Genomic DNA, 10,913 nt, shown 5'->3' on the forward strand with positions numbered 1-10,913 from the left:
ATGCCAAAATGGTTCGAAGCTATTTTTAATACCCCCTCGCACCATCGGGTACATCACGGAAGTAATCCAATATATTTGGATCGTAATCATGCAGGTATACTCATTATTTGGGATAAGCTATTTGGTACATTTCAACCAGAATTAGATAGTGAAAAAGTACGTTACGGCTTGGTTAAAAATATAAGGACTTTTAATCCTGTTAAAATTGCATTTTTAGAGTGGTGCTATATGTTTAAAGATGCCTTTAGTGGAAAAAAAACCGTAAAGGAACGCTTTCAATATTTAATGAAACCTCCCGGATGGAAACATGACGGAACGGGAAAAATTAGTAGTGATTTAAGATATGAATGGATAAATTCTAAAAAGACGATTAATGAAGTTTGAAAACAAGGTAGTTTGGATAACTGGCGCCTCTAGTGGTATTGGTAAAGCTCTGGCTATGGAGTTATCAAAAAAAGATTGCCAACTTATTTTGTCTTCTAGAAGAGAGAAAGAACTCAATAATGTACGAAGCCAATGTGTGAAGCCTGAAAATATTAAAATTTTAACCTTGGACCTGGCAGATTACACAAACATGTCTTCAGTTGTAAATAAAGCCATTTCGCAGTTTGGTCCTATTGATCTTTTGATTAATAATGGTGGTATTAGTCAACGCTCGCCAATTATCGAAACCACCATAGACGTTGATAAAAAATTAATGGAAGTTGATTATTTAGGAACTATTGGTCTCTCTAAGGCTATTCTTCCTCATTTTATAGAGCGTCAATCAGGACATTATGTTGTTGTTTCTAGCCTTATGGGAAAATTTAGTTCGCCACTTCGATCTGCATATTGTGGAGCTAAACATGCCTTACATGGATTTTTTGACGCCTTAAGATTAGAACATGAGAAGGATAATATTAAAGTCACCATGATATGTCCAGGATTTGTTAACACAAATGTGGCTAGAAATGCATTAACAGGTGATGGATCCCAGCAGGGACATCAGGATGAAATGACCGAAAATGGATTAGACGTTAATATCTTTGTGAAAAAGATGATTAAAGCCATCCAAAAGGAGAAATACGAAGCCTACATAGGAAAATTCGAGAAGTTTGGAGTATTCATTAAACGCCTATCACCAAGAATGCTTCATAAATTAGTGATGCGCAGTAAAGTGAGATAATTACTTCACCATCATAGACTCACCTATGTTCAAAAGTTTTAAGCTTTTGAGTTGAGAATCGAACTTAGCTTTAGCTTTAGGTTTATCAATCTCAATGTAACCAAAAGTATCATAATGGTAACCCAATACATTATCACATTTAACATAGTTACTTGCAATAATAGCATCTTCTACTCCCATAGTAAAATTATCCCCAATTGGTAAAATAACTAAATCTAGGTCAAATTGTTTACCAATGAGTTTCATGTCATAGGTTAAAGCAGTATCACCTGCAATATAAATAGTTTTATCGGCCTCTATAACAAATCCTCCTGGTTGACCTCCGTAGGTCCCGTCAGGGAAAGAACTCGTATGAATAGCATTAACATACTTTACCCTCCCAAAGTCAAATTGCCATGAACCACCATGATTCATTGGATGGCCGTTTAAACCAAGATTTTGATAATGAACAACAATTTCATAATTAGATACAATTACTGCACCTGTCCGTTTGGCTATTGCTTCTACATCTAGAATATGATCTTGATGTGCGTGGGTTACAAGAATATAATCTGCTCGTAATTCATCTATATCAATACTAGCGGCTTTTTCGTTTCCACTAATAAAAGGGTCTACCAAAATATGTTTGCCATTTATTTCAATTCCTAAACTCGCATGACCGTAAAATGTAACTTTCATGATTAAATACTTAAAGTGAAACTAAATTTAATATAAAATATAACCAATACCCATCAATAAGGCATAAAAAAAAGTTGACAATGCTAAAACCTTAAGCTGCCCATCAAAGTCAGCCGGTGTAACTGCCTTTTTAATTTTTGATATATGAATAAGCAGCGGAATAAAAGCCAAAAGAAACAAAAAATTATACACCTCAACATAATAGAGTACAAGAAATACAATACTAACTACCATAGCGCCACCAATTAAAATATAATGGTAGTACTTCGATTTTATTTTCCCAAGCTTAACAGCAATGGTTATTTTACCTGCCTTGGCGTCTGCTTCAAGATCTCTCATATTATTTAGATTGAGTACCCCAACACTTAATAGTCCTAGAGTAACTGCTGGCAGAATAATCACATGATCTATTGTATGCGTATAAAGCAAATAACTGCCGATTGTACTAACTAATCCAAAAAAGACAAAAACAAAAACATCCCCTAAGGCCCTATATCCATAAGGTGAGTCACCCATAGTGTAATTTAATGCAGCATACACAGAAATCCCACCTAGAAAAACAAAAAGCATCAGGAATTGAAAGTTTGTAAATCCAAATGCTGCTGTTATAAGTGACAAGGTTAAAATAATAACTACGACTATGTTGAATTTAATAGCATCGAGCATCTCATCTGGTGAAATTTCACCACTTTGCACGGCTCTGCGAGGGCCGACACGATCTTCATTATCAGCACCATTTTCGCTATCACCATAGTCATTGGCTAAGTTAGATAGAATCTGAAGGCTAATTGTAGTTAAAATCGCTAAAACTAAAACCCACCAACTGAAGCGTCCATTATAAAAAGCAAAACACGTCCCAACTACAATCCCAGAAACGGATAACGGAAGTGTCCGCAACCTCATGGCCTTTAACCATGGTCTAATTTCTTTCATTTACTAACAATTAAGGAATCCATTTTTTAGGAAAGTTAGGTTTCCTTTTTTCTAAGAACGCATCTCGTCCTTCTTTAGCTTCATCTGTCATATATGCCAATCGTGTTGCCTCACCGGCAAACACTTGCTGACCAACCATGCCATCATCAGTTAAATTCATAGCAAATTTTAGCATCTTAATTGATGTTGGTGATTTGTCCAAAATTTCTTGAGCCCACTGATAAGCGGTTTGTTCCAATTCGGCATGTGGTATAACCGCATTTACCATACCCATTTCAAATGCTTCTTGTGCCGAATAATTACGTCCTAAGAAAAAGATTTCTCTCGCTTTTTTCTGACCAACCATTTTAGCCAAATATGCCGAACCATAGCCTCCATCAAAACTAGTTACATCGGCATCTGTTTGTTTAAAAATTGCATGCTCTTTACTGGCTAAAGTTAGATCACATACTACATGTAAACTGTGACCACCACCAACAGCCCAACCTGGCACAACAGCAATTACAGCTTTTGGCATAAATCGGATTAATCGTTGAACCTCTAAAATATTTAATCTATGGTAACCGTCATCCCCAACATAGCCTTGGTGACCTCTAGCCTTTTGATCTCCTCCAGAACAAAAACTCCAAATTCCATCTTTGGTTGATGGCCCTTCTGCACTCAATAAAACCACCCCAATATTTACATCCTCATTGGCATCATAAAACGCATCATAAAGTTCGGAAGTAGTTTTTGGTCTAAACGCATTTCTTACGTCTGGTCTATTAAATGCAATTCTAGCAACACCATTACATTTTGAATAAGTTATATCTTCATAAGACTTGGCAATCTTCCAATCAATAAGGCTCATATATCGTCATTATATTGTCAGCAAAAATACGGAAATATTCAAAATCATTTTACTCAAAAATTGCTAGTTTTTATTATGCAAGCATAGTATATTTGGCAGCTCTTAAAAAATAATAATGAGTATTCCCCTTACCACTAAAAGTCTTGAAAAAAAAGATTTCAAGATCGGAACTATATACTTTAATAATAAATACGTTTTAACTCACTTTAATGAAGGCGTAGATATAAATTATAACAATTTCAAAGAAGTTGGAAACTTTATAAAATATTACTTTAAAGGAAAAGAATTTGGCTATATAGCCAATAGAGCAAATTCCTACTCTATTAACCTTAACGATGCCAAAATATTTAATCAGTCCTTCCCTAACCTAAAGGCTTATGCTATTGTTGCTCACAGTACATATACTGAAAAAATTTTTGAAATAGAAAATCATTTCTTTGCATATAATAGAAGAGCTTTTAAAAATGTGGAAGAAGCTGTAAACTGGGTTGAAAGTGTTTTAGTATAATATCTGCTATTCTCAATCTTTTCCTTTTAGAGTTATTCCGTTAGTATCTATAGTAATTACCCTGTCTTTGTAGAGAGAGCCAATAGCTTTTTTAAAGCTTTTCTTACTCATCTGAAGCTGCTCTTTAATATCTTCTGGGCTAGATTTATCGTGTAGTGGAATAAAGCCACTATTATCGCTTAATACCTTAAGAATATGCTGTGCATTTGGTTCTATATTTCTGTATCCTATCTGGCTCAGTGAAATATCAAGTTTATTATCGTGACGAATCTTTTTTACTATTCCTTTTAAACGATCTCCAATACTAATATCCTTAAAAATATCATCCTTAAAAACTAGACCCAAGTGTTTATTATTGACAATAACATTCATGCCCATTTCTGAAGGATGAGATACTATTAAATCTACTTCTTCAAACTTTGAAACTGTTAACTCCCTATTGTCTAAAAATCGATTAGTTTTACTCGATGCAACCAGACGCTCAGTGTCTTCATCTAAATAACAATACACCAAATACCAGCCACCAGCTTTCATCTTAAACGCTTGTTCCTTAAAAGGACAGAATAGCTCCTTAACTAAACCCCAATCTAAAAACGCTCCATATTTATTGACTTGATTACACCTTAACAGGGAAAATTCTCCTTTAGTGATTAATGGTTTATCCGATGATGCAACAGGACGTTCTTCATTATCTAAGTAAACAAATACCTCAAGCATATCACCAATTTCAAATTTCTCTGGTACATAACGGTTAGGTAATAAGACTTCACCATCTTCACCATCACCCAAAAACAAACCTGGATCGGTATCTCTTAGTATTTCTAAGGTATTGTATTCACCTAATTGTATCATGTTGCAAAAGTATTGATTAAAGTCTAATCCTAAACAACTAAAACCAAAAAAGCACTATAATCAAAATTACAGCGCTTTTCTATGTGAAATTCAAGATGTATTAGTAAACAGAAGCCTTATTGAAATGAGTACATAATAAATAATATACAACAGCTCTATATTTATTTCTATTAGACTGACCATATGTATTCATTACTGAAGCGATTGCAACATCTAAATCATCGTTATCACTTAATCCTAACTTCTTAATTAAGTAGTTATTCTTGACAGTAGCTAATTCACTATCATCAGAACCTGAAACTGTCGATGAATCAGCATTATAAATTGAAGGTCCTAAACCAACAGTTACTTTAGTTAACAAATCCATGTCTGGATCAACGCCACACTTATCTTTTAAGTCTGCAGCATATTTTGCAATTAATTCGTCTCTTTTACTCATTTTATTTTGTTTTAAGGTTATTTAATAACTTCACTAAAGATAAGTATTTTTAAGACACACTTAAAATCAGCAAGTCACACCCTTATACTATTTAACTAAAATTTTACTTAATGAAATTAAAGTACTCGAGAAGTATCTCATCATTTTTACGCGAAGGAGTAAACACTTCTAATAATTTTGGCCGATCAGAAGCTTTGTAAAACTCGTTTAAACCGTCTTTTAAGGTCTCCGTATTTGTTGCTGACCTGTATTCAAAACCAAACATCTCACATAATTGATTAGCTTTTAATTGATGTTTTGTTTCAAAAAAAGTATCAAAATTTTCAGAATTTTTATGCCCGGGTAAAATTCTAAAAATACCCCCACCTTGATTATTTAAAACAACAATTCTAAATGAATTTGGAATGTAATTGTTCCATAAAGCATTACTATCATAAAAGAAACTGAGATCTCCAGTTATAAAGGTAACTCTTTGTGTGCTAACCGTTGCAGATCCAATTGCAGTGCTCGTACTGCCGTCAATACCACTAGTTCCTCGATTACAAAATACAGAGATATCCTGACGGAGTTGAAATAATTGGGTGTATCTAATTGCCGAACTGTTTCCCACCTGAAACTGACTTTTATTAGGTAAAGTCTTTAGCAACTCATCAAATACGGTAAAATCTGAGAAAGGAATTTGCTCTAAATACCTGTCATGATTTTTCCTTCTTTGTTCCCTTACCTTAAGCCAAGTGTTTTTGTAATTACTTTTTGTGTGATGTGTTACTTCAGATAAAAAGGTCTTAAAAAACGTATTAGGGGAAAGCCTAATATGCTTAGTTAAGGCAAAAAAAGTGTCATTAGCTCTAAACAAATCTATATGCCAATGTTCTTGAGGTTTGTACTCGCGCAAAAATGCTTTAATTTTTTTGGATACGACAAGACCACCGAAAGTCAATAAAATTTCGGGTTGTAATTCTTCAAAACCTTCGGAATCTAATGGGGCTATAATTTTATCTATTCCTGGTAAAAAATCAGGATGATGCAAATTCGAAGTTGTTTCTGTAAATACTAGAATACTGTCATCATCCGCAATGTCTCGCAGCCATCGCTCTTCAATTGAATTAGGTTGTAAGACACCAACCAATATCATTTTACGCTTAGCATTCTGCCATATATCGACCAGATGTTTTATTTCAAATTCATCAATTATTTCTACTAAATCCTTTAGTCTAAAAGGCTTTGGATTAATCGAAAGGGTTTCTACAGTTTCGTAAAGAGGTTCTTGAAAAGGAATGTTTACATGCACAGGACCCGATTTTAGTTTTGCCAAAGTAAGTGCTTCATGTATTTCTGACTCATTGAACGTTTGAACATCTTTTTGAAGACCTAAAAAGCGTTCGACCTTATTTTCAATAGTTTTAATTATTGGCAGCTCATCCTGAACTGGTCTCTCATTTTCTTTTAAATCTGACTTAAGATTAACACTATACATCACGTGCTCTCCATAAACATTTTTTTGCTTAATTGTTTGACCATCTCCTATGTCAACTAAATAATTTGGTCTATCTGCAGAAAGTACAACTAATGGTATGTTACTATAATACGCTTCAGAAATGGCTGGATAATAGTTTAACAATGCACTTCCAGAGGTACAAACTACTGCCACCGGTTCTTGCAATTGTTGAGCAATCCCTAAAGCAAAAAATGCAGCACAACGCTCATCTACAATACTGTAACAGTTAAAAAAAGTGTCATTAGTGAACCCAATAGTAAGTGGTGCATTTCGACTGCCAGGGGAAATTACAATATGCCTAACACCATGGGTTTTGCACAACGTAACAACAGTTTGTGATAAGGGAATTTTTGAGTGCTTCATTAAGCTACAAAGATAAGGAATATCTCTATTTTAATTTAGCACCTTTACGATAGTTTTGGTTTTGTTTACGGTCTCATTCCATTCCTTTTCTGGGTCAGAATCTCTAGTTATTCCACCGCCTACATAAACTAAAGCTTTTTTATTTATAATCTGAGCGCACCGTAAGTTAACATAGAAATTTGAATATGTTTTAACGGCAGAATAAGCACTATTCTCAATATTGCGTCTATTATTATTTCTAAGTTTAGTCTGTTTCAAATTCAATTCACCTAAAAACCCTGTATAATAGGCTCTATCATAATTTTCGTTTTCAAGTATAAAGTCTTTTGCTTTTTGCTTTGGAAAACCACATACTGCAGGAGTTGGATGTAAACTCTTAATAATTTCCTTTAGCTGACCTTTATCCTTAATAGAGCTTACTATATAACTCTTAAGATGTAATAAATTACCAGCCTTAACTGTATCAACCTCTGAGACTTTAATTTTACTAGCAAAAGGTTCTATTTGATTAACTATATAATCTGTGACTATTTGCTGTTCATCATATTCTTTCTTGGTCCAACTTACCGTTTCGGAATCATTAAAAGGTTGCGTTCCGGCTAGAGAAATCATGGTACTGAGGTGGCCTTCTACTTTAAATAATAATTCAGGTGTAGCACCTAACCAAAGACCAACCTTGGGGTGATACCAGCAATACACCATGGCGTTTTTATAGGTTGAGTATAATCGCCTAAATACTTCTAGAGGTTCTGAATTTTTCACATCTGCACTTGCAACTCGCGATAAAACAACTTTATCAAGATGCCCAGATTTGATAGATTCTATGCCATTTTGTACTAGACTAAGATGTTCTTCCTTACCATAATTTCCAATATTCAACACATCACTCTCTGACACTTCAGCTATTTCAGGATTTTCTAAGGATTGAAACGCACATGCATTTTGAGGTAAAAGAATACTAGGATTAGAAAAATCAAAAGGCGCAAAGACAAACCCACTTTGAGAAAAGTCATTGGTTGTATAAAGGGTATTATCTTCCTGCAACCAGCATTTTATAATTGAATTTATTGGCCTACTATAAACTACAAATGGCAGTTTTTTTTTATACTGTTTTTCTAAAGTTTCAAAGAATACTTGGGTCGTCATTCCTTTATTTCTTATTTGGTAAAGAAATCGTAGTAAGTCGACAGATTGAGATTAAATTACCTTCTTCATCTGTAACTCTGATATCTAAAAGCTGAGTAGTTCTTCCTTTGTGCAAAAACGTAGCTCTGGCATATACAAAACCATTTTCAACACTCTTAAGGTGATTAGCAGTTATTTCCAGTCCTCTTACAAAATACTTTTCTAAATCGGTAAAAATATGAGAAGCAAAACTACCTACACTTTCGGCCAATGCAGCAGTAGCACCGCCATGTAAAATACCATCTGGTTGATGTACTTTAGCGGTAACTGGCATTCTTGCAATCAAAAAATCTGCACCATAATCTACAATTTCAATTTCTAAAGTTTCCATCAACGTATTTTTACTAACAGCATTAATTTTTGCTAAGAATTCTTCTTTAGATTGTTGCATGAAAAATGAGTAGTTTTATTGTCATTTACAAAAATACTGAAACTACCAAGAATAATGAATTCGGAAGAAAAAGAAATAGGTTACCAAACTAAGAACTCATACTCTACTCTTAACAACTTAACAGAAGACACAAAAACAGTATGGTTTGTATGCCATGGTATGGGTTATTTAAGTCGTTACTTTTTAAAGTATTTTAAAGAATTAAACGCAGAGGAAAACTATATAATTGCACCTCAGGCCCCAAGTAAATATTACATACAACCTAAAATGCATGTTGGAGCTAATTGGCTAACGAGAGATGAAACTAAAGTTGGGATGCGAAATATTTTAAATTATTTCGATGCCATTTTTGAAGCTGAAGCCATACCTAAGGATAAGAATCTAATTGTTTTGGGTTATTCGCAAGGAGTCAGTGTAGCCATGCGCTATATGGTATTTCGAAAACTACAATGCTCGCAATTAATTCTACATTCTGGTGGTATTCCTAAGGAAATAACCTCTTCTGATTTTAATTACCTTAATTCAGCAACAAGCATAAAGTTAATTTATGGTACATCAGATGAATATCTAGATGAAGAAAGAATTAAATCAGAGTCTGAGCGTGCAATTGAGTTATTTGGATCTAAGGTTAAGTTTTTGCCATTTGATGGTACACATGTTGTTAATGTAGATTTTATTAATGATTTAGTATGATAGCGCCAACCCTAGAAAACGATCGCGTAAAACTCAGCTTGATAGATTTAAGTAACTACAAATATTTAAAATCTATTGCCCAAGAGAAAGACTTAATATACTACTCACCTTCCGATATTTCTTCACCTGAAAAACTGAGAGCTTATGTTGAGTTTGCAGTAAATGGATATTGCGATAAAAGTATTATCCCATTTATTATTTACGACAAAGCAAGAAACGCCTATGCTGGATCAACACGATTTGGCTTAATCAGTTGGAAAGATAAATTACTTCATATTGGTTGGACATGGATTGGCCATGAGTTCCAAGGTACAGGGTTAAATGCAAATATGAAATTCTTAATGCTTCAATATGCTTTTGAAACGTTAGAATTTGAAAAAGTAGAATTTAGAATAGACGAGCGAAATACCAAATCGAGGCGTGCCGTCAAAAAATTAGGCGCTCAATTAGAAGGTGTTCTTAGAAGTAATAAATTAATGAAAGATGGTTTCCGACGAAATACCTGTTGCTATGGTATTCTAAAAAAAGAATGGCCACAAATAAAAGCGACCATTTTCAAAAACTTTTAGCTAGACTGTTGTAAAGTTTTATTCTTTTCTTTGAGTTTTGCAAGTTGCTTTTCTAAAAAGGTAATAGCCGCTTCTGTTTTATAACTTGCCTTAGACGCAAAATCCTTTAAATCGTCTTTAAACTTATCTTTTCCAGATTTGGCAGCTTTACATAAATCATCTTTAACCTCATTAAAGTCTTGTGATATTTGATCTTTAATTTCTTTACCTTCTTCTTTAAGGTGTTCTCTCGTTGTACGTCCTTTGTCTGGCGCCAACAATACACCTGCAGTCGCACCAATTAAGGCACCTAAAACAAGTGCTCCTTTGTACTGAATCATATTTCCTAATTTTTAAATTAAACCTATTTTACTTATCTGTAGTTTTAAAGTTCAATTTGTTACAAACAAATTGAGCACCAAGGATTTAAAATAAATAGAATAATTTGCATTAATCCCAGTAGTAGCATTAAAATCAGTACAGTTATCACACATAATTCTTTTAAAGAAGCAACTTGCTCCACCTACTCTGAACTCAGTTTCTGATACACTATTATAACTACCGTGGTCTCCACTAGGCTCAACATTCAAACCAAAACAGATATTATTAAAATCTAGAAGATTACAAATAACCCTAGAGTCACTACATCGCATTTCCCAAATATCCTTAGGTAAAGTGGTATCCCAGCTACTGTTAAAGGCTATAATTGGTGCTATTTCAGTAGTATCTATATAATCTGTTATTGTCTCCCACCTAAACTATTAAACACACCTCATAACTAATAAATATTAGTCAAGGTATTTTCATGAT

The 10,913-nt window shown here is 33.8% G+C and carries 14 protein-coding genes; 5 read left to right on the forward strand and 9 right to left on the reverse strand.

What is annotated here, in order from left to right; all coding sequences use genetic code 11:
- Both HRU49_RS12585 and HRU49_RS12590 read left to right on the forward strand, forming a co-directional pair.
- The coding region (locus tag HRU49_RS12585; RefSeq protein ID WP_363146774.1) for a sterol desaturase family protein at nt 1-384 on the forward strand (384 nt) is incomplete at its 5' end.
- Nucleotides 374-1,165 carry an SDR family oxidoreductase gene (locus HRU49_RS12590; RefSeq protein WP_296357695.1) on the forward strand — a complete coding sequence of 264 codons (792 nt, stop codon included), beginning with the start codon at nt 374-376 and terminating at the stop codon, nt 1,163-1,165. The genes HRU49_RS12585 and HRU49_RS12590, both read left to right, overlap by 11 nt.
- On the opposite strand, the gene HRU49_RS12595 is transcribed toward HRU49_RS12590, so the two are convergent.
- Genes HRU49_RS12595 through HRU49_RS12605 form a run of 3 tightly spaced genes read right to left on the reverse strand, consistent with a single transcriptional unit; the run spans nt 1,166 to nt 3,626 of the window.
- Nucleotides 1,166-1,843: a metal-dependent hydrolase gene (locus tag HRU49_RS12595; protein WP_296357697.1), complete on the reverse strand. Its 678-nt coding sequence runs from the start codon at nt 1,841-1,843 to the stop codon at nt 1,166-1,168. It lies immediately after the preceding gene.
- A gap of 27 nt (nt 1,844-1,870) precedes the next feature.
- Nucleotides 1,871-2,776, reverse strand: coding sequence for a 1,4-dihydroxy-2-naphthoate octaprenyltransferase (menA, locus tag HRU49_RS12600; RefSeq protein ID WP_296357699.1), 906 nt, complete (start codon nt 2,774-2,776; stop codon nt 1,871-1,873).
- Between the two features lie 10 nt (nt 2,777-2,786).
- A complete protein-coding gene (locus HRU49_RS12605; protein ID WP_296357702.1) occupies nt 2,787-3,626 on the reverse strand; it encodes a 1,4-dihydroxy-2-naphthoyl-CoA synthase in 840 nt (279 codons plus the stop codon).
- A gap of 115 nt (nt 3,627-3,741) precedes the next feature.
- Between HRU49_RS12605 and HRU49_RS12610 the strand changes: the two genes are divergently transcribed.
- Entirely contained in the window at nt 3,742-4,134 is a 393-nt protein-coding gene (locus tag HRU49_RS12610; protein WP_296357705.1) for a hypothetical protein, read from the forward strand.
- Nucleotides 4,135-4,146: 12 nt separating this feature from the next.
- On the opposite strand, the gene HRU49_RS12615 is transcribed toward HRU49_RS12610, so the two are convergent.
- From HRU49_RS12615 to HRU49_RS12635, 5 genes are all read right to left on the reverse strand, one after another.
- Nucleotides 4,147-4,986 carry a S1-like domain-containing RNA-binding protein gene (locus tag HRU49_RS12615; RefSeq protein ID WP_296357707.1) on the reverse strand — a complete coding sequence of 280 codons (840 nt, stop codon included), beginning with the start codon at nt 4,984-4,986 and terminating at the stop codon, nt 4,147-4,149.
- A 100-nt stretch (nt 4,987-5,086) separates the two neighbouring features.
- A complete protein-coding gene (locus tag HRU49_RS12620) occupies nt 5,087-5,425 on the reverse strand; it encodes a DUF2853 family protein (protein ID WP_296357709.1) in 339 nt (112 codons plus the stop codon).
- A 103-nt stretch (nt 5,426-5,528) separates the two neighbouring features.
- Complete coding sequence (gene menD / locus HRU49_RS12625; protein WP_296357711.1) at nt 5,529-7,286, reverse strand: 2-succinyl-5-enolpyruvyl-6-hydroxy-3-cyclohexene-1-carboxylic-acid synthase; 1,758 nt, start codon at nt 7,284-7,286, stop codon at nt 5,529-5,531.
- Nucleotides 7,287-7,316: 30 nt separating this feature from the next.
- Nucleotides 7,317-8,432: a chorismate-binding protein gene (locus HRU49_RS12630; protein ID WP_296357713.1), complete on the reverse strand. Its 1,116-nt coding sequence runs from the start codon at nt 8,430-8,432 to the stop codon at nt 7,317-7,319.
- 4 nt (nt 8,433-8,436) lie between these two features.
- Nucleotides 8,437-8,862, reverse strand: coding sequence for a hotdog fold thioesterase (locus HRU49_RS12635; RefSeq protein WP_296357715.1), 426 nt, complete (start codon nt 8,860-8,862; stop codon nt 8,437-8,439).
- Between the two features lie 54 nt (nt 8,863-8,916).
- Between HRU49_RS12635 and HRU49_RS12640 the strand changes: the two genes are divergently transcribed.
- A complete protein-coding gene (locus HRU49_RS12640) occupies nt 8,917-9,555 on the forward strand; it encodes an esterase (protein ID WP_296357717.1) in 639 nt (212 codons plus the stop codon).
- Complete coding sequence (locus tag HRU49_RS12645) at nt 9,552-10,124, forward strand: GNAT family protein (RefSeq protein ID WP_296357720.1); 573 nt, start codon at nt 9,552-9,554, stop codon at nt 10,122-10,124. Before HRU49_RS12640 ends, HRU49_RS12645 begins: the two co-directional genes overlap by 4 nt.
- Here the strand turns inward: HRU49_RS12645 and HRU49_RS12650 are convergent.
- Complete coding sequence (locus HRU49_RS12650) at nt 10,121-10,444, reverse strand: YtxH domain-containing protein (protein ID WP_296357722.1); 324 nt, start codon at nt 10,442-10,444, stop codon at nt 10,121-10,123. The genes HRU49_RS12645 and HRU49_RS12650 overlap by 4 nt on opposite strands.
- Nucleotides 10,445-10,913: the final 469 nt, after the last annotated feature.

The sequence above is a fragment of the Winogradskyella sp. genome, assembly GCF_013213975.1.
Taxonomy (GTDB): Bacteria; Bacteroidota; Bacteroidia; order Flavobacteriales; family Flavobacteriaceae; genus Winogradskyella.

Coding starts and splice junctions, on each gene's coding strand:
- HRU49_RS12610 (WP_296357705.1), top strand. CDS start 3,742: ATGAGTATTCCCCTTACCACTAAAAGTCTTGAAAAAAAAGATTTCAAG.
- menA (WP_296357699.1), bottom strand. CDS start 2,776: ATGAAAGAAATTAGACCATGGTTAAAGGCCATGAGGTTGCGGACACTT.
- HRU49_RS12615 (WP_296357707.1), bottom strand. CDS start 4,986: ATGATACAATTAGGTGAATACAATACCTTAGAAATACTAAGAGATACC.
- HRU49_RS12595 (WP_296357697.1), bottom strand. CDS start 1,843: ATGAAAGTTACATTTTACGGTCATGCGAGTTTAGGAATTGAAATAAAT.
- HRU49_RS12635 (WP_296357715.1), bottom strand. CDS start 8,862: ATGCAACAATCTAAAGAAGAATTCTTAGCAAAAATTAATGCTGTTAGT.
- HRU49_RS12650 (WP_296357722.1), bottom strand. CDS start 10,444: ATGATTCAGTACAAAGGAGCACTTGTTTTAGGTGCCTTAATTGGTGCG.
- HRU49_RS12630 (WP_296357713.1), bottom strand. CDS start 8,432: ATGACGACCCAAGTATTCTTTGAAACTTTAGAAAAACAGTATAAAAAA.
- HRU49_RS12605 (WP_296357702.1), bottom strand. CDS start 3,626: ATGAGCCTTATTGATTGGAAGATTGCCAAGTCTTATGAAGATATAACT.
- HRU49_RS12640 (WP_296357717.1), top strand. CDS start 8,917: ATGAATTCGGAAGAAAAAGAAATAGGTTACCAAACTAAGAACTCATAC.
- HRU49_RS12620 (WP_296357709.1), bottom strand. CDS start 5,425: ATGAGTAAAAGAGACGAATTAATTGCAAAATATGCTGCAGACTTAAAA.
- HRU49_RS12645 (WP_296357720.1), top strand. CDS start 9,552: ATGATAGCGCCAACCCTAGAAAACGATCGCGTAAAACTCAGCTTGATA.
- menD (WP_296357711.1), bottom strand. CDS start 7,286: ATGAAGCACTCAAAAATTCCCTTATCACAAACTGTTGTTACGTTGTGC.
- HRU49_RS12590 (WP_296357695.1), top strand. CDS start 374: ATGAAGTTTGAAAACAAGGTAGTTTGGATAACTGGCGCCTCTAGTGGT.